This is a genomic window from Streptomyces sp. cg35 (genome assembly GCF_050410835.1).
Lineage (GTDB): Bacteria > Actinomycetota > Actinomycetes > Streptomycetales > Streptomycetaceae > Streptomyces.
In genome coordinates, this window is the sequence record NZ_CP191268.1 from 1 (window position 1) to 22376 (window position 22376).

Below are 22376 nucleotides of genomic sequence, written 5' to 3' on the forward strand. Positions count from 1 at the left end.
AGTAACCGGCGAGATCGTTGAGCACCATGGCGCGGCGCTCGTCGGGGTCCATGCGGGAGCCGGTGTCGGCGTGGCGTCCTTCGAGGAAGCCGACGAGCACGCCGCACGACCCGTCATGAGGTGTGTTGTCGAGGACGGTGCCGAAGGGACGGTGGGTGCTGTTGGCCTGGCCGCTGAGGCCGGCGTGGCGCCAGAACGGCTCGCCGTAGGCGATGTTGATCTTGATGACGCGGCCCATCGGCATCCGCTGGACGAGCTGGTCCCGGTCGCCGGGCAGACCCGGGGTGTAGCGGATACGGGCGGCCAGCGGCGGCGGGACGGCGACTACGGCCCGCCGGGCGCGGACGGTCAGGCCGCTGCGAGTGGTGATGCGGACGCCGGAGGTCGCTGTGGGCCGCCAGTCGATGTCGGTGACGGGCGCCTCCAGGACGATCCGGCCCCCGAGCTTCTCCGCCAGTTCGAGCGCAATGCGCTGCGTTCCGCCGACGACGCGGTCCTGCTGGGCTGCGCCCTCGACGTTGATCATCTGGTCGACGCCTCCGGCGGCGCCGATGTAGAACGCGGCCCATAGCGCGGACACGTCTTCCGGCTCGGCGGCGAAGACCGCCTCGGTGACCAGCCGGAAGAAGTCCCGGCCGCCTTCGGTGTGCGCGGTCCTGCGCAGCCAGGTGTCGAAGGTCTGCCGGTCGAGCTTCTCGGCCCGGGACGCCAGCCACGGCTCGGCCGCCGCGACCTGCCGGGCTGTCCGGTCCAGTCGGTACTGGGCCTGTCCGATGTCGGCGAGGACGAGCGGGTTGAGCTTGGGGATGCGGCCCTTGTACCGGGAGCGGGTGGAGCGGAACTCCGCGATGTGCTCACCGTCGCCGTACGTGGGGTAGGTCCGCAGGCCGAGTTCCCTGATCAGCTTCATGGCGTGACGCTGGGTCGGGCCGACCCACTGCCCGCCCACCTCGATGGGGGCGCCACCTGGCAGCTCGCCGTTCAGGAGGCGTCCGCCGACACGGTCGCGTGCCTCCAGGACGAGCACATCCGCCCCGTTCCGTACGAGGTCACGGGCGGCCACCAGCCCGGCCACTCCGGCGCCGACGATCACGACGTCCACGGACTTCTCCACCACGCCCACCTCTCATACAGAACGCATCTGACATACACAACGTATGTGATATCCATGGCGTATGGAAACGCTGCGAGAGAAGTACGCGGAGAACACGCGCCGCGCCCTGCTCGAGACGGGACTGCGGCTCTTCACCGAGCGGGACTACGCCAGCGTCTCCGCAGAGGAGTTGGTGCGTACCGCAGGGCTGACACGAGGCGCTCTCTACCACCACTTCGACGGCAAGCCCGGCCTCTTCGCAGCAGTCTTCGAGGAGCTGGAGCGGCAGGCCACCCAGCACATCCGGACGGCGATCGCCCCCGTGGACGATCCGCGTGAGCGGGCCTCCCGGGCGGTCGGCGCGTTCCTCGACGTCTGCAGCGACGGCGCCTACCGGCACATCGTGCTCCAGCAGGGGCCCATCGCCCTGGGCTGGCAACGCTGGCGTGAGCTGGACCAGCTCCACCTCGGCGCCCTGGTCCTCGACGTCGTCAATGCCGCGCTCGATGCCGGACGCCTACGTCCCCACCCGGCCAACCTGGTAGCCGGGGCCTTCTACGGCGCGCTCACAGAACTGTCCCTCGCGATCGCCGACAGCGACGCACCGGAGCAAGCCCGGTCCCAGGCCGCGGAACTCGTCCGCGATCTCATCGACGGGGTGACCACGGACGCCACCCCGCCCTGCGCATAACCCGCAGCGACGTGGACCGGCCCGCACCTGCGAACCGCCGACCGGGCCATCCGGGCAAACCCCGCCCCCACGGGCTGACGGAGACCCTGAAGTGCGGCCAGGGACTGGTCTTCGAGGTCACCGGCCCCGGGCCAGTGTGGCTGCAGAGCCGTAACACGGCAGCGCTGGTCACCCGCATGTCCGTGCCGGGTCGGTTTGAGCCCGGGCACGGTGCCTATGGTCCGGCAGTTCCCGCCGTCGAGGTCACGCGTCCGGGTCGGGCAGCACCACTTTGCCGTCCCGCAGTACTCGCATGAGGTCTCGGGCGATGTCCTGCGGTTCGGCACCGCCGGGGTTGGCCCGGAAACGGTCGCCGGCTGTCTCGGCGATGAGTACCGCGATGCGCGCGGAGAGTTGCACGGCCATGTCGTCGGGTGCGGCTCCGCTGCGTTCCGCGATCGCATGTGCGGTCGCGCTGCAGTGTTCGGCGAGGATGTCCCACAGGCGGGCGCGGGCAGCGGGCGCTTCGTCGATCACGTCTCCGGCCATGAGCACGCGCTCGCGGTCCTCGGCTGTCATCGTGAGGCGCGCGCAGACGGCCCGGCTGAGGACGGTCGGGACGTCCTCTTCCGCGGTCTGTGCACGCAACGTGCTCAGGCAGGGCCCGTACTTCTCCTGGAACCCTTCAAGGACGAGCATTTCCTTGCTGTCGAAGTACCGGTAGATCGTGACGGCACTGAGGCAGCCCTTCGATGGCTCGAGCCGAGGGTGCGTCCAGGATGTGTCGGATCTCTTCTTGCGAGTATCCGTCGTACGTCAGGGCTGCTGCCGCCCGGGTGCGCGGATCCTGGATCTCTTCAAGGACCGCGGCCACCCACATGTTCCCGAGTACCTCGGCCAGGCGTGCGTCATGGTGCGGGAGGTCGTGGCTGGTGCGCTGCAGCCCAACGGCCTTGAGGCGCCGTTCCTGGCTGTCCAGCCGCTCGACCAGGGCGCGCTGCCGCAATCGCGGCAGGGCCCGGGCCGCGGTCATCATGGCCGGCTCCTGGCGCAGGTCGCCGTCACGCCCCAACTCTTTGAGGTCCTGGGTGTCGTGGGGAAGGCCACCGAAGCCCCGGTGGGTGACGCGTTCGAAAATGCTGCCCAGGCGCATCCATCCGTTCAGCACCGCGAGCGCGTAACGGACCAGTTCATCGACAGACCGGTCGTACCGGGGCCCGGGCCAGTGTGTCGACGATCTGCCGATCACGTAAGAGCCGTCCGTCGGCCTGTGAGTCGGTCGTGTCACCGCACTGCTCCGGGGCCTTCGGAGGCTGTCCGGGCAGACGAGGCCCGCTGCCCTGGCTGGCGGGGCGCGGCGGTCGCCGAGGGCGCACGGTGTCGTCGCGCCCGTCGGTGCCGTCAGGTGACATGCCCGCCCTTGCCTTTTGCTTGCCGTCCGGTCCGCCTGGCGACGGGCCGTGACCTGTCGTATGTGCGTCTGCGGGACTCTCCCCACGCCGCTCGCCGCATGTGCTCCGCGAACCAAAATGTTGGAGAACGCGTGGGGCAGCGGGACGGATCCGACGCAGGAGGAGACATCCGAGACAACAACTCGACCGGAGTGTCAGGTGAGTTCCTCTTCCGCATCACGTCCGCCCGCACCGCCGGCCGCTCGGCACGTCCGGCCCCCGCGCACCACAGTGTCCTACCGATCGCGGTCACAGTCGGCCCGTCTGCCCGTGGCCTCAGCCCTTGAAGCACTCCCCACACACCAGCCAACGGATGGTCGACCGTGTTCCCTGCAGAGCGGACCGCGCGCCTGCTGCCGGCACTGCGCCTACTGCCCGTCGTCCTCGTCGTCGTCCTGTCCAGGCCGGCCTGGCCGGCCTGGCCGTTCCTGCCGGCGCACCGGCAGCACGTCGTGCTCGAGATGGTCCGTGAGCTGATCACCTGGACATACGGCACCACACAGCAGTGAGGTGCAGCGCCTAATCCCAACCCGGACACGACCGCCCACAGACCCATCACGACCCCACAACAACACCGCAATTCGACGGCGTTGCCGGGCCTCTCCTGCCCGCGTGTCAGCGGGGCTGCCAGGTGCGTACTTCGAGGTGGACGATACGGGCGTCGGGTTGGATACGGCCGGTCTCGATCAACCACTGCTGTACGGCGGCCGTGACGTCGCCGCCTGCCGCGTCGACGCGTCGGGCAAAGCTGGCTGCGTCGAAGCCGCCAGTGGCGGCCGAGCCGTAGGAGCGTTCTTCGGTGTGGTCGGTGCGCTGGATGACGTCGCGGCGGATGCCGGGTGAGTCGGTGCGGCTGCCGGAGGGCAGGACGTAGCCGGACTTGTGGACGCGGACGGTGAAGGCGAGTCTGAGGCCGCGGCGGGCAGCTTCCGCGATGAGGGGGCGCAGGCGGGCGGAGCCGGAGGCGATGGCCTGGGCGGCAACACGGCCGGTGCCGGTACCGGTGGGGGTGATCAGGACGGCCTTGGTGCGCACGCGGGCCCGGGTGCCTTTGATGGTGGTGCGGCGGGTGGTGTGACGGGCGGCGAGGGCGGCGAGTTCGGTCAGGTCGGTGATGCCGGCGGTAGTGATGGCGGCGAGGACCTGGCGCAGGGCGGGGACGAAGGCGGCGCCTTTGTTCTTTGTGTAGAACTGGGAGACCAGGGAGGGGTCGCGGTCGATGATGCCGGCGATGTCACGTTTAGTGCAGCCGGCTTGCTGGAGTTGGTCGGCGAGTTGGGCGGCCTCGTTCAACTGGGGTGCCGGGGCGGCCGGTCGGCGGCGTGGAGGCATCAGACACTCGCCGCCGGGGTGGTGAGGGCGGTGCGTCCGGCGTCGCGCAGGGCCAGGAGTTCTTCTTCGCTGGTGGGTGCGGCCAGCGGGCCGGTGAGGTAGCCCTTTTTGAGGTAGTCGCCGGGCTGTTGGTGATAGGGCCAGGCCTGGGGCTGGGTGAGGTAGAGGGCGTCGGTGCGGAAGGCGATGACGGTGCCGGGGGCGGCGTGCAGGGCGCCGGCGTGGGTGTCGTCGGCGCGGTGGCGCTGGGTGAGCAGGGCGGCGCGGGCGCCGGACCAGATGGCGGCGGCCCATTCGGGGTGGGCGTTGGGGTCGCGGCTGAAGCCGGTGGGCCGCTGCCAGGTGATCAACTCGTCGTTAAGGCCGATGATTTCGGCGTCCGCGGGAACGTCCCGCTCCTGGGTACGGGGGGTGGTGCCGGTGACCATGCGGGGGCGTTGGGCGAAGGAGCCGATGCCATACAGGAGGATGGAGCGCACGGCGCGGGCGGCGAGGTGCGCGGCGCGGGCCTGAGGCGGGTCTTGCTGGAAGTGAGCCTGGGCGGTGAGGGTGGCCCAGGCTTCCTTGAGTTTCTTAGCCCAGTCGTCCAGTGGTTTGCCGTCCTCCCACAGGATGCCGTCGAGAACCTGGATCTTCCACGGGGTGAGCGGGTTGGTCAGGGCGGTGTGGACTTCCGGCCCGCCGGCCCAGGTGGTGAAGGTGGCACCGGGGGTGGCCGGGTAGTGCCAGGCACGGTCGCCGGGGGCAGGGGCGGGCAGCAGGCCGACGTGGTCCCAGGTATTGGGGACGGTGACGCGGATGTGCCAGTGCCCGCACCCGTACAGGGCGCGGGCCTGTTCCTTCTCGGACCAGGCGCTGAACTGGTGGCCGGTGATGCGGCGGGGGGTGCCGATGGGGGATTTCCAGGTGTGCTTGGCGTAGGCGAAGGTGCGGTCGTACTCGACAAGTTGGGGCAGGCGTTCGGGCACACGGGGCGGGGCGATCAGCTCGTTGCGGCCCTGTCCGGCGGTGGCGTGCAGCAGGCCGCGCAGTTCTTCGGACAGGACGGGGAAGCCCTCGCTGTGCTGGCCGCGGGCGGGGATGGTGCGGGTCCACAGGTCGCGGCCGGTCTGGGAGGGCGAGCCCATCAGGACGGCGTCGTCGAAGTGGCGGCGCAGGGCCTGCCAGAGCAGGACGAAGGCGTCGCGGGCGATGGCCGGGGGGGTCCTCGGGCTGGAGGTCGAACCACTCCCCCATGGAGCGGATTTCCACGTGGGCAGATCCGCCGTCGCGCATGTAGCGGGCGACGGGGTGGCGGGCGTGGACGAAGTGTCCGGCCATTTTGTCGCGGCCGCGGCCGGTGTCGGTGCGCCAGCCCGGGGCGGGGGCATTCAGCCAGGCGGCGACCGCGTCGCGCAGGTAGGGGTAGCGCTCGGCGTCGCGGTGCCAGGGGGCGCCCGCGGTGATGTAGATGCGGTCGGCGCCGTCGGGCAGCACGTGGCAGACCGCGGTGAGGATCTCGGCGGCCGAACGGGTGCCGAGATCGAGGTGGTGGGTGTCGTTGCGGTGGACCAGGATCCCGGTGTCGGTGTCGAGGAAGACGGTGGAGCGGGTCTGCTGCACGAAGTTGGGCCGAGTGGAGGCCAGGCTCCTGGTGTGGGCGAACCAACTCTCGCCTTCCTGGCCGTCGGGGATCGAGGGCAGGGTGCGCGGCTCGTCCTGCCGTGCGGGGGCGGCCCCGGGCGGAGCCTGTGCTGCAGGCGGCGCGGGAGCCGGGTGGGGGGTGCATCAGGGCCCTCGTCGGCCGCGGGCTCGGGCGCCGTGGCGGGTGGGGGCACGTGGGGCTGTGGCGCGTGCGGCAGCGTGGGGTCGGCCTCGGGCGTCGGCGCAGGGGGCTGGTGCTTTGCGGGGGCCGTGCCGGCCAGCGTTTGCGGGGCCAGGGCCGGGACGCGGGCGACGACTTCGGCCAGGCTCAGGCCGGCGGCCGGGGCGATGCGTTCGGCCTTGGCCTTGGCGTAGCCGGCCAGTCGGGCGAGGTGCTTGTCGCGTTCGGCCTCCAGCTTGGCGAGGGCGGCCCGGGCCTTTTTGATGTCGTCGCGCACCGTGCGCAGGTCGGCGAGAGCAGCGTTGTAGCTGGATGCGTCCATCGGTTCCTCGGCTCAGGCGGTGCGGTGGGTGGGGACGTAGGCGATGGGGCCGCTGGACTGGGAGGGCAGGCGGGCTCCCAGGAGATGGTCGGCCAGGGCGCGCTCGGCGGGGGTGGCACCGGTGAGGTGTTTGGTCGGGGCGGTCAGGTCGGTGACGTATCCGGCCAGGCGGGCGTGGGGAAAGGCTCGGCGTCCGCGGGGCAAGTTCTCCCACACGTTCAGGTGGGCCAGGACGGCGACCACGTATCCGGCGACGGTCACGGGCAGGACGTTTGCGGCGGCGACGCTGGCGGCGTCGCAACGCCAGCCGCCGCGGAGCGCTTTGAGCAGGCTTTCGGGCGGCAGCAGGGCGGAGAATCCGGACCATTGCCGGTCCTCGTCGTCGATCCTGCAGGCGGCGTCCACCCGAAGAACCGCCACCTCGTCCGCATCCAGATGCTGCAGAACGGCGGTTGGGCGGGCGGCCAGGCGCTGCACGGTGTCCAGCGGAATCATCACCCGCACCCCGTGCCGTGTCAGGCCGGGGAGCAGATCGGCTCGGATCAGGCGGCGCAGCGTGGTGATGGCGCAGCCGAGTTCTTGGGCGGCCTGGCCGGTTGTCAGCAGCACCGTTCACCCTTTCCGTCCGCGAGCATCCAAGTCAACTCTGATATCTGATCGTACTCAACACTAGGCAGGAGATGACGGGGCGTCAAATGAAAGCGGGGGGTGCCGTTCTCCTGGATTCGGCCAAGGCCGGCGGGTGAGGGTGTGGGCGTGGACGACCGGAGGGTCAACGGCGCTGCATGGGGCGCAGCGCTTCGGCGTGAAAGGCGGTCTCGGCCGGTCAGTTGGGTGCAGGCGTGCCGGGTGACGGCTGTGCCTGCTGCACTGCGTGACAGGCCGGCGAGGGACCGGCGAGGAGGTCCATGACGTCGATGTCGAAGCAGGCGGCCAGCAGGACGCAGTCGTCGATGCCCCACGGAGTGGCGCCGCTTCGACGTCGGCCGATCTGGGCCTGGCTCACGCCGAGCGCTTCGGCGAGTTCCGCCTGGGTCATGCCGGTTTCGTGCAGGAGCATGGCGCCAGTGGCGCGCAACTGCCGTGCCAGCTCGGTGCTCACGCGAGTGGCTTCCTTAGGGATGAGAGTTTCTCCGGGAGCCCTAGCGCGCCGTGTCGGTGCACTCACCCTTGGTAGAGAGCTTGCTCGTGCGGAGGCTGTGGGCGCCCGCCTGCGGGGGGGCGTGCGGTGCGGGCTTCACAGGGGGTTGCGTCGCGCCTGATCGGCCGCGGGCCCGGTGGCGTTGATCTTCACTAGTCGGTCGTCGATGGCCCCTGTGGTGCGTCCGAATTCCCGGCTGAGCTGCTCGGCGTCGGCTCCCTCGGCGCTGCGCCGGGCGAGGCGGGCTTTCTCGGCATCTGTCCAGCGGGCGTGGGTGTTGCTGTGCAGTTGCCTGCGCCGCCGAAAGGCCGGTGAGTACTGCGCAGGTACGCGGACGGGTTCGACGGCGGGGCCGGGCTTGCCGGCGATGACGCCCCGGCGCACCAGTTCTAGGTGGATCTCGCCGCGCCGTCGGTTGAGCTCCTGGGCCAAGACGCCGAAGTCGCGCTCTTGGCGGTGGCGCTGCACCAGTCGCCGGGACTCCTGGGCGGTCCAGCCCGAAGCGGAGCGGGGCTGCTCGCCGGTGCCGGGGTCGGGGTCGGGGCAGGCGGCTTGCAGCAGACGGGAGATGACGGGCAGATCGCCGACGTCGAGGGTGCCGTGGAGTTCGCCGCGGATCCGCCATGCCCAGCGTGCCGTAGCTGTCCAGGCGGAAGGCCAGGAGCCGGCGGGCGCGCTCGTCCGTTGATGGTGTGGCTGGCGTGCTCGCCCGCTCCCCCTGTGACGGCCGCGACGGGACCTTCTCTCACCCACCATCCCCCGTTGCCTCTTGACCGAAGCCATCAAGGCTCCCACGCCAAGATCTGCTGGCTGTGTCGGCGAGCAGGTCATGGCCCCCTTGAGAGGCTGGCGGCTTCTGAAAGCTCTGCTGCAGCACCCATCACATCGCCGACGTCGTGAAGGCTGTCCTCGTCCCTCACCACGCATCAGCGTGAGGTGGGAAAACGCCCCGTGCTTCGTGGCATTCGTGGCAACTGATTCCCTCGGTCTGCTGCAGCGCCCTGGCCTTCTGCTGGGCAGTGTTGCCGTTGGATCCACCGTCCCGGACTGCACCCATGTGATCCGTGAAGTCGTCCTGTGCCGTCCGGCAGCCGCGCCCGCCGGGCACCTGATGCCAGACGGCAAGAAGGGCAGGCCCTCCCCACGTCAAGGAGGGCCTGCCCGTTCATGGCGCCAGCAGCCGCAGACGGCTCCTAGCGGGCCGTGTACCACTTCACGGCGTGCGTGCGCTTCGGCCAGAAGTAGTCGCCCTCGTCAGGGACGCCGATCGACGCGGTCCCCGTGTTCGACGCCCGGTACTTATAGCCCTTGTGGGCCTTCAGCGAGACGGTCGGGGACTTGCAGTACTTCTTGTTGTGGCAGCTCCCCAGCTTGCCTCCCGAGTAGTCCTTCAGCTTCCCGCTCTTGTAGGAGCTGAGGGCCGCCTCAGGGCGTTGCACGCTGCGCTTCTTGCTGCACTTCTGGTAGCCGTAGGCGTACACCTTGCCGTGGCTGCGCCACACCTTCACGTAGTTCGTGCAGCCTTCGTAGGACTTCCCGTGCCCCGTGGCCGCCTGGGCCCCGCCGCTACCCGCGCATACGCAAGCGAGCGCGATCGAGCCGACGCCAAGGCCTCGTAGAATCCTCTTCACTTGGTCCTCCCGTGCTTTTGTTACTGCAGAAGACGCAAAATCACCGAAACGACAATCCCTGAAACAGCGGACAATCCGACTTCAGCGCCTTCTTCCTTTCCCCCAGGTGTGCATCTGCGCCTCTCCGCGCGTCGGCAGGCGGCGCGGCGGCCCCACGCCTGACCGCACGGCCCAACTGCACCGCACGGCACCGCGCCCCCCCTGCTTCCGCCGCGCCCCATGCTTCCGCCCACCCAGGGAAGACCCTGCCAGCACCCGGGTGCAGCATCCTTGCAAAACGCTTGCAGACTCAGACACCCGCGATGAGTCCGGCGGCACGAGCTATGGACAAGCAGCACACCGAGCAGTAGCCGGGCTGCACCGCATCGCCGCCGGCGATCGCGCACAGCTCGCCCGGGAACGGGTCCGCGTCAGCAGGCGTCGCCGATCGCGAGGCAGGCGGTAGCCGGGACGAGACCGTGCCCTATGAAGTGACCGCCGGCGCCGCACCGGCGGTGATGGGCTCATCTGTGCCTCAGCCTGACGGCCCGAGCGCCCTCTTCATGACCGTCGGAGTGCACAGACAGGCCGTCATGGATGGTCGGTCTGCGAGACGCCCTGCGCCAGCTGACCGACCACCTCCAGCACTCCCTGGCCGAAGTCGGTCGGGGCAATCAACAGGCCGAAGACCAGCACGATCGCCACGGTCGTCCACTGATCTGAGCGGCTCCTGGCCTGCACGCGGCGCCGGATGCGGAAGTAGATGATGACGGCGAGCAGGACGGCCACATCGAGCGTCAAGATCATCGCTGAAACTCCCCCAGCGGAACAGGACAACACGTTCGGTCGGCGTGATGGCATGGACACGGTGGAGCAAGCCGACAAGGGCCGGGGCCTCACCGCCCACTGGCCGAGCAGGTGGCGCTCCGCCAGGTGCATGCGGTGCTCTCGCCCCCAAGTGGCCCCCTTGGAGAAGGAAGTGGCCGCCCGTCAGGACGCCCCCGACGGCCGCGCCGAGCACCTGGCGGGCCGTGCCGTCGACTTGCCGGCGTACGCCGGCACCGGCTGCCGGGCCGTGCTCACCGTCGCGCCGGTGCTGGCACTGAATCGGCCAGACGCGGCCCGTGGGGGCGACTGCACGAGCGTCCCGGACGACGTCGCCGGCCCCGCCGATTCGCTCTGCCCGGCATCCGTCTTGGCGCATCAGATCTCACGCAGCAGGCTCGAATGCACGAAGATCCAGGGCGTCGGTCTCGGCCGCACGCACGCGAAGCCTGAAGCCCTGTCACGCTCGCAGCGAGCCCGCGATCGCACCGGCCGAGCCCACGGGCCGAGGACACAGGCGGCGATCACTCCGATGACGTGGAGCACCCACCGGTGAGCCAACAACCGCTGCACCACGGCGATCACCAGCCTGCCCACGATGACCGTGGACCGCCGACCGTCACCTGCTGCTCGTGACGACGTCGACGGGAGCAGCCACGGGCTGGCCCGCTCGCCGCCGGGCACCGGCTCATTGCGGCCCTTTGGCCGCGTCGCGCCAGTGCCTGCCACCAGACCCCAGCGGTCTACCGGGTCGCATGCCGCTCGTACCTGGCGGTTTCGATCTCCCCACAACGCCCTCCCCCTGCCACAGCCATTGGCATGGCCACGCAGTAGGTATGAGAGCACGTACCGCTGACAGTCAGTAAGAGGGCAACCACTCGTCGCCAGGCGTTTTCGGACAACGGCGTCCACGCGACGAGGCGCCCTTCTGCGGCGGCCTGCGCGCTCGACGTCAGATCCGCTACAGGTGACTCACCGATCAGCCGCGTCGCCAAGAGCGGACGCAGCCGGCCTCGCCGCCTTCTGGCCTGCATACCCGAAGCGGCGCTCAGCCTCTCAGCGGCGGCCTGGCCCGATAACCGGCCCCACAGAGCACTTCCCATCGCGGCGGGTCCCGCAGATGCGTGGAAGCCGGGGCCGGGTGCGCTGAGACTGTCCGCGGCGAGACGCAGACGGTCCGGCCGAACAGGCCCCCGGGAGCACACCGGTGCGGGCGGATGCGATCCGTGTGCGCGAGCGCGTCGAGGGCAACGGGTCCGCGCGGTCTCGGCCCACCGGTGCAGGCCTGGGCGTCGTCCTGGATGTGGGCGCGCTGCTGGTGCCGGGAGCGGGCAGCATCCTCGTGTTCCGGGCGGGTCTGGGCCGGTGGTCAGGCCGAGCCGGCGGGCCAGCCATCGGGCCGGCAGCCCGGTCCAGTGCACGCGTTGGGGGGGGCGGGCTCTTCCTGCAGGGCTCGCGCAGCCGCGTGAATGGCGCCGCAGCCGTCTCCGGGCGTGCGTGAGCGGCGGCCCGAAACGACCGCCGTTGCGGTCGGCGGGGCATACCGGCACGGGCGGGCGGCCGGGTCCGGCCCGGGCAGGAGCAGCCGGTCTCTGCGGCGCGCTGACGGGCGTTCGCTGCGGCGGCCAGAGTCAGCCTTGCTGCAGTGCTTTGAGGTCCTGCAGGGTCAGTTCGTTCGTTCCTCGCCACACGGCCGGGCTCTCGGCCCATTTCACGATCGCCGGATGGGCCGTTTCGTAAGGGGCCCCGGCGGCGGTGTTCCTTCCGTCGCTGTCCGCGATCTGGGTGAGGTAGGCGGCCAGGGCGTGCGGTCCGCCGCCGCTGTAGCCGATGTTGTACCTGGTGCCGCGCTGCTGCGGCAGGATCGACAGCACACCCTTCGCCGTACGGGCCCAGAACCTGCCGCCGCTGACCATGAAGTGGTGGAGCCGGTCCAGGGGGCGCAAGGCCAGCGGGGCGTACGTGTCGAAAGTCCACCGGTCGGCTGCCCCGGTGCCCGCCTGCTTGAGGTGTTTGGCGACGACCGGGAGTCCGGACTGGGGGTCGTAGTAGGCCCGGCGGCAGACACAGCCCACCGCCCCGGCAGCCGTGGAGGGGCTGCGCTGGTCGTCCTCCACGCACGGCTGGAACAGGGCAGGAATCCTCGACTGCTCCACGAGCGCGCAGTGCAGACTGTTCGGCTCGCAGCGCTGCAGCCTGTCCAGCCATTCCAGCTCGAGGGGGGTCTGGCCCTTGATCGGCACGACGGCGTTCAGTGATGACGCGGCGACGCCCAGGGCCGGCTCGGTGTGCAGGACAAAGTGCAGATAGCCGCGCGTCGGGTCGGTCAGGTTCAAATCGCGGTGCTGGTAGGTCAATGTGACGCTCCAATAGCGTTGAAGGCGTAGCTGATTCTCGGCACGCGCTGCTGACGCAGGACCCTGAAGAACACCAATCAGCCATCTGCTGGCCGGACACCGTCGATCCCGACCCACCCCGCACGGATCACAGCTTCTCGGCACTGGGCTCACCGGCTTGGTGCAGGTGCTGGATCTTCGAGCCGAACGGTCCAGGGACTGACGAACCACAGGCGAGGTGGGCCAAGGTGAGTCGACGGACCTGGGCGGCATGTGCCGTGGTCCCTGCGCGACCGGGCCAGCCAACGCGATCCGCGGGCCTGGCATACGCCTCCCCGACCACACAGCGGCCTCGCGCAGGCGCGCTCCGGCCCCCGGCAGGAGCAGAGAGAATTCCCTACTCGTCAGGCAGACGATGCCGGCCCGACCTCCCCTGGTCAGACATCGGCAGCGACCACGCTGTCGTGGGGTTCGGCGGACACGATGAGGACTCCGCCCTCGTCGGTGGCGGGCCGTGATGCCCGGCGGATCAGCGTCTCCCACAGCTGGGGCCAGCTGGTGGCTGCGTCCCAGCGGATACCCTCGAACCGTACGCCCTGAAGGTCCCCCTCACGCAGATCAACTCCGACGAGGCCGTGGCCGGCCCATTCCACTTCCGCCGTGGCCCACAACAGCGTCATGGCCCGTCCGCAGGCCTGTTCCAGGTCGTCTGCGAAGTCCCGAACCACCTCGTCCACGCCGAGGAAGTGTTCGGGTGCGTCGTCCAGCAGCTGCTGGGCAGCATGCACCTCGTGCAGGAGCCGCTCGGCGGCCGCAGCGAGGAAGGCTTCGGCGACGGTGAGACATCCGGGCTCCGCACAGGACGCCGAGCAGCGACGAGGGCCCGGCAGGCGCCGGATCTCGGCAAAGCAGTCACCCAGCTGACGGACCGCTCCGTACGCGTGACCGGCCAGTACCCCTTCGACGAAGATCTGCCCGAGCTCATGGACGGCACGCCGCTGGGCGCGCAGTGCGCCGACCACGTCGCGGGGCCAGCAGCCACGCACGAGATCCAGCGCTCGACTGCGGTGTCTGACGCGTACAACCGGCGGGCGCTTGACGAGGGTGCTGGCTGCGCTGAAGGGCATGCCCCAGCTGGAAGTGCCTGCCGCCGGCGGCGGTCTGACTCTGACGGGACATGCGTGCGCTGACCGCAGTCTCGCGGTTGCGGCGCACGGCAGCGCGCCCCCGGCCCAGAGCGAGGCCGAGGGCGCGCAATCCCGGGATGCCCCCCTCCCGCCGAGAACCGGTCATCGACCGCGGTTTCGAGATGCCGGTACGCCGATGCCAGCCAAATGCCGAGCATGCCCCGGTGGCCGAGCCACCGGTGGTGGCGCAGGCAGACCTGATCGTGGACACAAGAGGCCCGGGAGCGCCGGATGCACACTCCTACTCCACCCCCACCCGCCCCTTCTCGCGGACTTCGCGACACAGGACCCTAAATGGTTCGAGAAGTTGCCTGAGTTGGTGGAGGACTTCACGCCGGTCTCGCAGCCTCTGCCGTCCGATCTGGTGGATGCGGACCTATCAGGTGCGCTGGCCTTCCTCGGCGACGGTCCGCGTCGCATCGCGCAGATGCTCCAGATACGCGCGATCGCCCTCTACGGCGTGCAGACCACCATCGGGATCGGCCCCTCGGGAACCCAACCGGTTCGGACACTCCTGCAGTTGCCCAACGAGAAACTCGCCTGTGGGCGGCGCCATTACGGCGGGAAACCCAGCCAGTTCGCTGGTTCTCGTGACACGCTCCCGGCACTCGGGGAGTGCGAGTGAGCGCCCACGTCTTCTTTCACCTGCGCATGCCGCAAGGCGGAGAGCTGCCCGACCTGATGGCCATCGAGCGGTTCACGCCGGTCGCCCAGGCTCTCCCCCCGACCGCAGCGGTGGCACAAGTCGGCGGGGCCCTGCGTCTGTTCGACGCGGGGCCGACAGACCTTGCCTATCGGCTGAGGCTGCAGGCGATGGCCTGGTTCAGCCTCAACGTGGTGGCGGGGATCGGGCCCTCGTGGGCGGTGGCGGCGATGGCCTCGGCCCGGGCTGGTTCCCACGGCGTGAAGCACGTGTCCGATGCGGAGACCGAGGCGTTCTTGCGGCCGCTGCCTGTAGGGGACCTGTACGGGATCCGACGGGCCCAGGCCGAGACACTGCGTCGTTTCGGGGTGCGGAGCATCGGGCAGCTGGCCGCGTTGTCGGCGACGACCGCGCTCCGCATTCTGGGCCGGCACGGGCGAGTGCTGCAGGAGCGCGCACGCGGGACGGACCGCCGTGCAATCTCCCCAGGCGGCACGCCGAGATCCTGTAGCGTCCGGGCCGACTTCGCGCAGGATGTCCTCGACAGTGAACAGCTCCGGACAACCGCGGCACGCCTCGCAGCTGAGTTGGGCGGCCGCCTGCGCCTCGCGCAGCAGGCGGCAGGCGGCAGGCGGCAGGCGGCAGGCGGCAGGCGGCAGGCGGCAGGCGGCAGGCGGCAGGCGGCAGGCGGAGTCACTGTGATGGTGCGGCTGGCCGATGGCCAGACAGTGTCCACGACCCGGACTGTGGCCGAGCCCTCGGGTCACACCGATGTCCTGCGCGGGGCCACGTACGCGATCCTGGGCGGCTTCGCTCTGCAGCGCGCGCGGATCCGCCGGCTCACGGTCGTCGCAGAACGAATCGTGAACGCCGAGCAGGCGTACACACAGCTGACATTCGACCCGGCCCGGGCATCGTGGTTGCGTGTTGAGCCAGTGATCGACCAGCTCAACGCCCGGTTCGGTGCGGGCACAGTGGCCCCGGCTACCTCGTTCTGCGGGCCGGTGTTGGACTCATGAGGGCCCGTTCCTGCATCGCGGCACCGAGAGCATTGACGCGTGATCAACGGCGGCAGGCTCGTCAGGCTCACGGCGCGAGCCCGGCCGCTTCCAATCGTGGCGTGGGCGTTCCGAGCGGAACGCTCGCGGTCAGGGTGCTGCCACCTTGATGCGTTGCAGCCAGGCTTTGACGGCGCGGTCGGCTTGCTCAACCTTCTCGCCTTGGACGGCGAGGCCGTCGGCGAACGAGGCGCCGCGGCAGGAGGCTGCATAGTCCCGTGCGGTGGTGCCCAGGCCGCTCATGGCGTGGGTAGTGACGGGAGCGACGGTCTTGCCGGTGAAGTCGAGGCGCTCCGTGAAGGTCGTCATGATCATGGGTGCCCGGACGTTCCAGATGGGGCTTCCCAGCAGCACGGTGTCGTAGTCATCGAGGCTGGGCAGCGCGCCTTTAATGGCGGGGCGCGCGTCGGCGTTCTGTTCGCGCACGTTGCGCTCGACGGTCGCGTCGTAACTGTCGGGGTATGGGACGGCGGGCTCGATCCGGTAGACGTCGCAGTCGATGAGATCGCTGATCTTGTGGGCCAGAACCTCGGTATTACCGACCTTGAGCGTGGTGCGATCGCCGTAGTGGTAGTTCTCGCCGGCACGCGAGAAGTACGCCAGCAGGACCTTGGGCCGCGCCACGGGGGCGTTCGTGGTCTGACTCGTTGACGGGCGCTGCCGGTCGGACGGTGGCTGGTCGTTTCCGGGTGAGCAGCTGGTGAGGTGCGGTGCGGTCATGGTGGTGGCTCCGGTCAGCAGCGCTGCGCGCAGGATGGTGCGACGCCGGGCCGACGGGTGGTTCTGCTGCGTCACGGTCGTCCTTCGCGCGGTAGGCGGCCGGGGGCGAGCGGCGCCGAGGGCGCTCGCCCCTGTGCGGGTGTGGGTCAGGCGTCCAGGCGGCGCTTGGAGAGCCAGGCGACCATCTCGGGGTCGTGGTGGTCGAAGAACAGCGTCGATCCGGTGTCCAGGGCGGCGATCCGCTCCATGTCGTCGCCGGTGAGCTCGAAGTCGAAGACGTCGAGGTTCTGTGCCATCCGGTCGGGGTTGACCGACTTGGGGATGGTGACGATGTCGCGCTGGATGAGCCAGCGCAGTACGACCTGGGCGACGGACTTGCCGTGCGCGGCGCCGATCTCGCTGAGGACGGGGTGGGTGAACAGGCCGTTCTTTCCTTCGGCGAAGCCGCCCCAGGCTTGATGCTGGACGCCGTGCTCGCGCATGAGGTCGTTGTCGGTCGTGCGCTGGAAGAACGGGTGGGTCTCGATCTGGTTGACCTGCGGGGTGATCTCGTTGTTGAAGATCAGGTCCAGGAGGCGGTCGGGGTAGAAGTTGGCAACGCCGATGGCCCGGGTCAGGCCCTCACGGTGGGCGGCTTCCATGGCACGCCACTGGCCGTATACGTCACCGAAGGGCTGGTGCATCAGGTACAGGTCGACGTGGTCCAGTCCCAGCTTGGTCAGTGAGGTCTCCAGGGCGCGGCGGGTGTTGTCCTGGGCGGGGGCGTCCTGGACCCACAGCTTGGTGGTGACGAAGAGGTCCTTTCGGGGGATGCCGCTGTTCTTGATGGCGTGGCCGACGGCTTCTTCGTTGCCGTAGGCGGCGGCGGTGTCCAGGAGTCGGTAGCCGGCGGCGAGTGCGTCGGTGACGGCGCGCTCGGTGTCGTCGGCGGGGATCTGGTAGACGCCGAAGCCGAGGATCGGCATCTCGACGCCGTTGTTGAGGGTCACGGTCTGCATGAGGGGAGATTCCTTCGCTGCGTGGGGGTGTTGCTGGGACGAAGGCCGGTCAGGGGCGGATGAGGGCCTTGAGGACCTGGCGGTCGGCCATGGCCCGGTACGCCTGCGGCGTCTGGTCGAGGGCGTAGGTCTGGTCGAAGACGCGGCCGGGGGCGATGGTGCCGTCCAGGACGTCGGGCAGGAGCTGCTCGATGTAGGCGCGGGCGGGGCTGGCGCCGCCGGTCAGGGTGATGTTGCGCATGAACTCGGCCGGGCCGATCGGGGCCTGCTCGTACTGGGGGACGCCGAGGCGGCTGATGGTGCCGCCGTCCCTCACCGCGCCGAGCGCCGTGTCGAGGGCCGGCCGGGTGCCGACGGCCTCGATGACCTTGTCCACGTTTCCGGTCAGCTCACGGATGCGGGCGATGCCCGCTTCACCGCGTTCGGCGACCACGTCGGTGGCGCCGAAGTGCCGCCCGAGATCCGTACGTGCTTCATGGCGGCCCGCGAGGACGATCCGCTCGGCGCCGAGGCGGTGGGCGGCGATGACCGCGCACAGGCCGACCGCGCCGTCCCCCACGACCAGCACCGTGTCGCCGCGCCCGACACCGGCGGTGACCGCGCCGTGGTGGCCGGTGGTCATCACGTCCGACAGCGCCAGCAGCGACGGGATCAGGGCCGAGTCGGCGGCCACCGGCAGCTTCACGAGGGTGCCATCGGCGTGCGGGACGCGGACGGCCTCACCCTGCCCGCCATCTACTCCGTCGAACCCGTACCGGCCGCCGTTGCGGCACGAGATGTGCAGGCCCCGCGCGCAGTAGTCGCAGGTGTTGTCGCTGTAGGTGAACGGCGCCACGACCAGGTCCCCCGCGCTGAGGCCGGTGACGTCCGCGCCGGTCTCCTCGACGACGCCGAGGAACTCGTGGCCCATCGGCCTGCCGGTGTCCGTGGCGGGCATCGCCCCATACGGCCACAGGTCGCTGCCGCACACGCAGGAGGCGACGACGCGGACGACGGCATCAGCGGGCTGGACGATCTTCGGGTCGGCCCGGTCCTCGACACGGACGTCCCCGGCTCCGTACATCACGGCTGCACGCATGACAGGTGTTGCTCCAAACGGGTGGGACGGCGGCGCCGGGTCGGCGGCGCCAGCAGGTGGAAGGGGGCGGTCAGCGTTCGAGCATCCGCGCCTGGGCCTCGGTGTGGGTGTCACCGGCGGCGGGCGGGAGGCTGGAGAGCGTGTCGAGCTGCTCGGCGCTCAGGGTCACTGCGTCGGCGGCGGCGTTCTCCTTGATGCGGCTCACGCGCTTGGTGCCGGGAATGGGGGCGATGTCGTCCCCCTGGGCGAGCAGCCAGGCCAGTGCCACCTGCCCGGGCGTGGCCCCGGCCTCGTCGGCTACGGCCTTGACCTCGTCGGCGAGGGCCAGGTTGCGCTGGAAGTTCTCGCCGGTGAAGCGCGGATTGCCGCGCCGGAAGTCGTTCTCGTCGAACTGGTCTGTGGAGCGGACGGTGCCGGTCAGGACACCGCGTCCGAGCGGGGAGAACGGGACCAGGCCGATGTTCAGCTCCCGCAGCACGGGCAGGACGCGCTCCTCGATACCGCGCGTGAACAGGGAGTACTCCGACTGCACCGCCGTCACCGGTTGTACGGCGTGCGCGCGGCGGATCGTGTCCGGGCCGGCCTCCGAGAGGCCGAACGCGCGGACCTTGCCCTCGGCGATCAGCTCAGCGACCGCGCCCGCGGTCTCCTCGATCGGCGTGTTCGGGTCGACCCGGTGCTGGTAGTACAGGTCGATGTAATCGGTGCCCAGCCGCTTCAGGGAGCCCTCGACCGCGGCGCGGATGTTGGCCGGGCCGGAGTCCAGGTTCCACGCGCCCTCGCCGCCGTGCGAGACCAGGCCGAACTTGGTGGCCAGCACCACCTTGTCCCGGCGCCCCTTGAGCGCCTTCCCGAGTAGTTCCTCGTTGGTGTACGGGCCGTAGATCTCGGCGGTGTCGATGAGCGTGACGCCCAGCTCCAGCGCCCGGTGCACCGTACGGATCGACTCCGCGTCGTCCGTCCCCGAGCCCGTGTAGCCGTGGGACATGCCCATCGCGCCCAGACCGATCCGGGAAACCTCCAGGTCACGCAGCTTGATGTAGCGCATTTCGCCCTCTTCGTATCGTGGCGTCGCCCGGCTCACTCGCTCTCGGCAGGTCATGCCGCGGCGGTGTGAGAGCCGGCGTCTTGCTCATCCACCTTCGCCTGGATCGCACCGTCGTGGCAGGGCGAACTCTTCGGGGGTAATGACAGGGCCCCCCACCGGCCCGCGCGGCGCGTGCTCACCGGGTGAAACTGGAGTCATGGCATCGACGAGCGCACACAGCGAGGGCGCCGAGCTGGGCCGCTACCTGCGCGCCCGCCGCACCCAGACCAGCCCCGAACACGTCGGCCTCACCATCGGCGCCGGCATCCGCCGCACCCCCGGCCTGCGCCGCGAGGAACTGGCCACCCTCGCGGGCATCAGCATCGACTACTACGTACGCCTGGAACGCGGCAAGGAGACCCGCCCCAGCCCCGCCGTCCTCGACGCGCTCGCCCGCGCCCTGCGCATGGACGACCAGGAGCACCAGCACCTGCGCGAGCTCGCCGCCCGCGCCGCCCGCTACGTCTCCGAACCGCCGCCCGCACCGAGCCGCACCGTGCGTCCCCACCTCAAGCTGCTGCTGGAATCGCTGCGCCCGAACCCCGCCTACGTGATCAGCCGCAGCATGGACATGCTCGCCTGGAACCCCGGCGGCCTCGCCCTGTACGCGGGCCTCGACGACTGGCCGGTCAAGCATCGCAACCTGGCCCGCTACCTCTTCCTGCACCCCGCCGCGCGCGATCTGTTCCCCGACTGGGACCGACAGATCACCGCCTGCGTCGCCCGCCTGCGCGCCATCGCAGGCACCGCTCCGGACGCGCCCGACCTCACCAACCTCGTCGGCGAACTCCTCCTGAAGAGCCCCGACTTCGCGGGACTGTGGGAACGCTACGAGGTAACCGGCCGCAAGCCCACGCACAAGACGTTCCAGCACCCGCAGGTCGGCACGCTCACCCTCACCTCGCAGTCCCTGCACGTCGAAGGCACCCCCGGCCAGCGCATCGGCGTCTACACAGCCGAACCCGGCACCCCCGACCACGACGCCCTGCTCCTGCTCGACATGACCGCGCCCCGACCTGCCGAACGCCCTGTCGCAGCCCCGAAAGCCACCGGTCGGCAGCCGTAAGCGGCGTGGCTCGGCCCTCTCCCTGGCACGACTATGTTCGTTGGCAAACGACATCGCCCACCGGCGCTCGTGAGGTTCATCGGAGCCCTGGACTTCAGGACCATAGGTCCGCCTCCGTCCTTGAAAGCGTGCTGCGGGACGGGGAAACGTCTCGGCCACGGGTATGCCACCGGATCTTCAGGGTGCGACAGCATCGGGCCTGAAACGCCCCGGGTGCGCTGCACAGAGGTACGTCATGGCGGTACGCGGGTGGATCCCGAACAGTCGCACCAGGTTGAGAGGGTCGGTGTTGTGCCGTGCCTCGTCGAGGATCCGGTCGCGGCGCAGCCTGCCGACTTGATGCCCCATCCGGTGCAGGGGCCGGTCGATGGCGCTGGAGGACACCGGTGGGTGGGCCGGGTCTAAGGCGGTATGTGCCGTGACGAGGAGATGCGGGTTGGCGCCGGCGGGCCAGCGGCGGTACCGCTCGGACAGCCACAACACGATCAGGCGGCTGGTGAGCTCGTCCAGGTAGACGGTGTGGACGAGGGCGCCTGGGCGGCGTACGAGAAGCGTGCCCGCGGCGCGGTCGAGATCGTCCATCAGCAGGCCCCGCTGGTCGTGCACGGTCAGCGCGTGGACAGCAGCGAGGACGAACGTGAGCTGGGCGCGCACCGCGGGAATCTGGCGTAGCGCACCACGGAGTTGGTCCTCGTGCAGTGGCTTGGGCAGGGTGCGCGCGGCAGGTACCGGGATGTGCCGGGCCGGGTCTTGGAAGAGGAGCCCTTCGCGTTTGAGGGCGCGGAACAGCGAGCGCAGTGCGACGGAGCGGGCCTGGGCCGGGAAGCCTGTGAGTTCCGTGATGGCACGGGTGATGTGGTCATGGGTGACGGCACGCAGATTCTCGATGCCGTCGCCGTGCCAGGTCTTGAGGACCGGGACAGTTCGGCGTAGGTAGCCGCATACGGTGACCGGCGACAGGGGATGGCTGCTGCGTACGGCGGTGCCGGTCAGTACATCGATCCATCGGTGCACGGGCATACGGAACGGGCCGGGTACGGTGTCGGCCATGCGGAATCCCCCACAGACACGCAAATCAGAGAACTGATTTTTGAAATCTGCGAGTTACTGGCGCATCTTCACTCATTCGTGCGCAGCGCCCGCACAGCCCCTCGCGCTGCAGGAACTGCCCGCGCGCCTCTCCCGGGATGCTCGACGAACCCGTCGCTACTCCAGTTTGATGATCGCCTCCATGGCACGCGCCGCCGCACCCTCCCCCGAGCCTCGCCACCACCACCGCCGGACCTCTCCCAGGAGCTGGGACTGCAGCGGGCCCGCGTCCGGCGGCTCTCCTTGCGAGCCAAGCAGCTCGAATCTACCGAAGGCTCCCCTCACCAGCTGCTCTTCGATCCGACAGACGGCAAGGACCACCGTCTTGAGGAGATCGCGGACGCGGCTCGGGCGCGGTTCGGCGCAGATGTCATCAGACCCGCCGCGCTCGCACCACCGCCGTCCAAGCCGTTGAAGACACCGATTCGCCACGCCCCGTACCGGCGCAGCGCGGTGGCGCACGGGTCACTGAACCGGCCGGCGGGCGCGGGCCGCTTCGATGTCTGGGACGTGCTCCTCGGCCCAGAGCCGTACGGCGCGGAGCGGGACGAACAGGGAGCGGCCCAGCGGTGTCAGGGTGTACTCGACGCGGGGCGGATTCTCGTCGTACTCGTGGCGGCTGATCAGGCCGTCTGCCTCCAGGGCGCGAAGGGTCTCGGTCAGGACTTTGGGGGTGATGCCCTGGATGTGGCCCTTCAGTTCCGTGAAGCGGAGCGGCCCGTCGTCGAGGGCGTTGACGACGAACACCGTCCAGCGGGCGCCGATCCGGTGCAGCACTGTGCGGCTCGGACAGCTCGCCGCCATCACGTTGTACGCCTTGCCCACATCCGCTCCCGAGTTCTGGTTCCGTTGAAGATACCGGTATC

The 22376-nt window shown here is 70.0% G+C and carries 24 protein-coding genes; 6 read left to right on the top strand and 18 right to left on the bottom strand.

The annotated features are described in order from the left end of the window. Positions 1-1114: flavin monoamine oxidase family protein (locus tag ACQUQD_RS00005; RefSeq protein WP_428949786.1), on the bottom strand; the 1114-nt coding region annotated here is incomplete at its 3' end. A 61-nt stretch (positions 1115-1175) separates the two neighbouring features. Between ACQUQD_RS00005 and ACQUQD_RS00010 the strand changes: the two genes are divergently transcribed. Then, positions 1176-1784, top strand: a complete 609-nt coding sequence (locus ACQUQD_RS00010) for a TetR/AcrR family transcriptional regulator (protein WP_428949787.1) — start codon at positions 1176-1178, stop codon at positions 1782-1784. Between the two features lie 243 nt (positions 1785-2027). Here the strand turns inward: ACQUQD_RS00010 and ACQUQD_RS00015 are convergent, their stop codons facing one another. Further along, the gene (locus ACQUQD_RS00015) at positions 2028-2462 is read right to left on the bottom strand and encodes a hypothetical protein (RefSeq protein ID WP_428949788.1); all 435 of its coding nucleotides are present in this window, start codon (positions 2460-2462) and stop codon (positions 2028-2030) included. Further along, a complete protein-coding gene (locus tag ACQUQD_RS00020) occupies positions 2449-3012 on the bottom strand; it encodes a hypothetical protein (RefSeq protein WP_428949789.1) in 564 nt (187 codons plus the stop codon). The genes ACQUQD_RS00015 and ACQUQD_RS00020 overlap by 14 nt, the downstream gene beginning before the upstream one ends. Positions 3013-3537: 525 nt before the next feature. Here ACQUQD_RS00020 and ACQUQD_RS00025 point away from each other — a divergent pair. Next, a complete protein-coding gene (locus ACQUQD_RS00025; protein ID WP_428949790.1) occupies positions 3538-3723 on the top strand; it encodes a hypothetical protein in 186 nt (61 codons plus the stop codon). Between the two features lie 106 nt (positions 3724-3829). Here ACQUQD_RS00025 and ACQUQD_RS00030 read toward each other — a convergent pair whose 3' ends face one another. The 7 genes from ACQUQD_RS00030 to ACQUQD_RS00060 form a co-directional block, all read right to left on the bottom strand. Beyond that, complete coding sequence (locus ACQUQD_RS00030) at positions 3830-4546, bottom strand: helix-turn-helix domain containing protein (RefSeq protein WP_428949791.1); 717 nt, start codon at positions 4544-4546, stop codon at positions 3830-3832. Then, positions 4546-5673: a hypothetical protein gene (locus ACQUQD_RS00035; protein ID WP_428949792.1), complete on the bottom strand. Its 1128-nt coding sequence runs from the start codon at positions 5671-5673 to the stop codon at positions 4546-4548. Before ACQUQD_RS00035 ends, ACQUQD_RS00030 begins: the two co-directional genes overlap by 1 nt. A 1011-nt stretch (positions 5674-6684) precedes the next feature. Beyond that, on the bottom strand, positions 6685-7281 hold the full coding sequence (locus ACQUQD_RS00040) for a helix-turn-helix domain-containing protein (protein ID WP_428949793.1): 597 nt from the start codon (positions 7279-7281) through the stop codon (positions 6685-6687). Positions 7282-7498: 217 nt separating this feature from the next. Then, the gene (locus ACQUQD_RS00045; protein ID WP_428949794.1) at positions 7499-7774 is read right to left on the bottom strand and encodes a helix-turn-helix transcriptional regulator; all 276 of its coding nucleotides are present in this window, start codon (positions 7772-7774) and stop codon (positions 7499-7501) included. A 135-nt stretch (positions 7775-7909) separates the two neighbouring features. After that, the gene (locus tag ACQUQD_RS00050; RefSeq protein WP_428949795.1) at positions 7910-8281 is read right to left on the bottom strand and encodes a hypothetical protein; all 372 of its coding nucleotides are present in this window, start codon (positions 8279-8281) and stop codon (positions 7910-7912) included. Positions 8282-9006: 725 nt separating this feature from the next. Continuing rightward, the gene (locus ACQUQD_RS00055) at positions 9007-9444 is read right to left on the bottom strand and encodes a hypothetical protein (RefSeq protein WP_428949796.1); all 438 of its coding nucleotides are present in this window, start codon (positions 9442-9444) and stop codon (positions 9007-9009) included. Between the two features lie 570 nt (positions 9445-10014). Continuing rightward, positions 10015-10230 (bottom strand): hypothetical protein, encoded by a 216-nt coding sequence (locus ACQUQD_RS00060; protein ID WP_428949797.1) that lies wholly within the window; start codon positions 10228-10230, stop codon positions 10015-10017. A 160-nt stretch (positions 10231-10390) separates the two neighbouring features. On the opposite strand from ACQUQD_RS00060, the gene ACQUQD_RS00065 reads away from it, so the two are divergent. Continuing rightward, a complete protein-coding gene (locus ACQUQD_RS00065; RefSeq protein WP_428949798.1) occupies positions 10391-10804 on the top strand; it encodes a hypothetical protein in 414 nt (137 codons plus the stop codon). A gap of 1075 nt (positions 10805-11879) precedes the next feature. Here ACQUQD_RS00065 and ACQUQD_RS00070 read toward each other — a convergent pair. Together ACQUQD_RS00070 and ACQUQD_RS00075 are read right to left on the bottom strand one after the other, a co-directional pair. Then, positions 11880-12605: a hypothetical protein gene (locus tag ACQUQD_RS00070; RefSeq protein WP_428949799.1), complete on the bottom strand. Its 726-nt coding sequence runs from the start codon at positions 12603-12605 to the stop codon at positions 11880-11882. Positions 12606-13021: 416 nt separating this feature from the next. After that, positions 13022-13630, bottom strand: coding sequence for a hypothetical protein (locus ACQUQD_RS00075; protein ID WP_428949800.1), 609 nt, complete (start codon positions 13628-13630; stop codon positions 13022-13024). 460 nt (positions 13631-14090) lie between these two features. On the opposite strand from ACQUQD_RS00075, the gene ACQUQD_RS00080 reads away from it, so the two are divergent. After that, a complete protein-coding gene (locus ACQUQD_RS00080; protein ID WP_428949801.1) occupies positions 14091-14396 on the top strand; it encodes a hypothetical protein in 306 nt (101 codons plus the stop codon). After that, positions 14393-15433, top strand: coding sequence for a DNA polymerase Y family protein (locus ACQUQD_RS00085; RefSeq protein ID WP_428949802.1), 1041 nt, complete (start codon positions 14393-14395; stop codon positions 15431-15433). The genes ACQUQD_RS00080 and ACQUQD_RS00085 overlap by 4 nt, the downstream gene beginning before the upstream one ends. A gap of 129 nt (positions 15434-15562) precedes the next feature. Here ACQUQD_RS00085 and ACQUQD_RS00090 read toward each other — a convergent pair whose 3' ends face one another. The 4 genes from ACQUQD_RS00090 to ACQUQD_RS00105 all read right to left on the bottom strand — a co-directional run bounded on the left by ACQUQD_RS00090 (position 15563) and on the right by ACQUQD_RS00105 (position 19316). Further along, positions 15563-16267: a flavodoxin gene (locus ACQUQD_RS00090; RefSeq protein WP_428949803.1), complete on the bottom strand. Its 705-nt coding sequence runs from the start codon at positions 16265-16267 to the stop codon at positions 15563-15565. A 71-nt stretch (positions 16268-16338) separates the two neighbouring features. Continuing rightward, entirely contained in the window at positions 16339-17190 is an 852-nt protein-coding gene (locus ACQUQD_RS00095) for an aldo/keto reductase (RefSeq protein WP_428949804.1), read from the bottom strand. Positions 17191-17239: 49 nt separating this feature from the next. Further along, the gene (locus ACQUQD_RS00100) at positions 17240-18268 is read right to left on the bottom strand and encodes a zinc-binding dehydrogenase (RefSeq protein WP_428949805.1); all 1029 of its coding nucleotides are present in this window, start codon (positions 18266-18268) and stop codon (positions 17240-17242) included. Between the two features lie 70 nt (positions 18269-18338). Continuing rightward, positions 18339-19316 (bottom strand): aldo/keto reductase, encoded by a 978-nt coding sequence (locus tag ACQUQD_RS00105; protein WP_428949806.1) that lies wholly within the window; start codon positions 19314-19316, stop codon positions 18339-18341. Between the two features lie 196 nt (positions 19317-19512). Here ACQUQD_RS00105 and ACQUQD_RS00110 point away from each other — a divergent pair, with 196 nt between their 5' ends. After that, complete coding sequence (locus ACQUQD_RS00110) at positions 19513-20421, top strand: helix-turn-helix transcriptional regulator (protein ID WP_428949807.1); 909 nt, start codon at positions 19513-19515, stop codon at positions 20419-20421. Between the two features lie 177 nt (positions 20422-20598). Here ACQUQD_RS00110 and ACQUQD_RS00115 read toward each other — a convergent pair whose 3' ends face one another. Both ACQUQD_RS00115 and ACQUQD_RS00120 read right to left on the bottom strand, forming a co-directional pair. Further along, on the bottom strand, positions 20599-21471 hold the full coding sequence (locus ACQUQD_RS00115) for a site-specific integrase (protein ID WP_428949808.1): 873 nt from the start codon (positions 21469-21471) through the stop codon (positions 20599-20601). A 504-nt stretch (positions 21472-21975) separates the two neighbouring features. After that, positions 21976-22335, bottom strand: a complete 360-nt coding sequence (locus tag ACQUQD_RS00120; protein ID WP_428949809.1) for a winged helix-turn-helix transcriptional regulator — start codon at positions 22333-22335, stop codon at positions 21976-21978. Between the last annotated feature and the right edge of the window lie 41 nt (positions 22336-22376).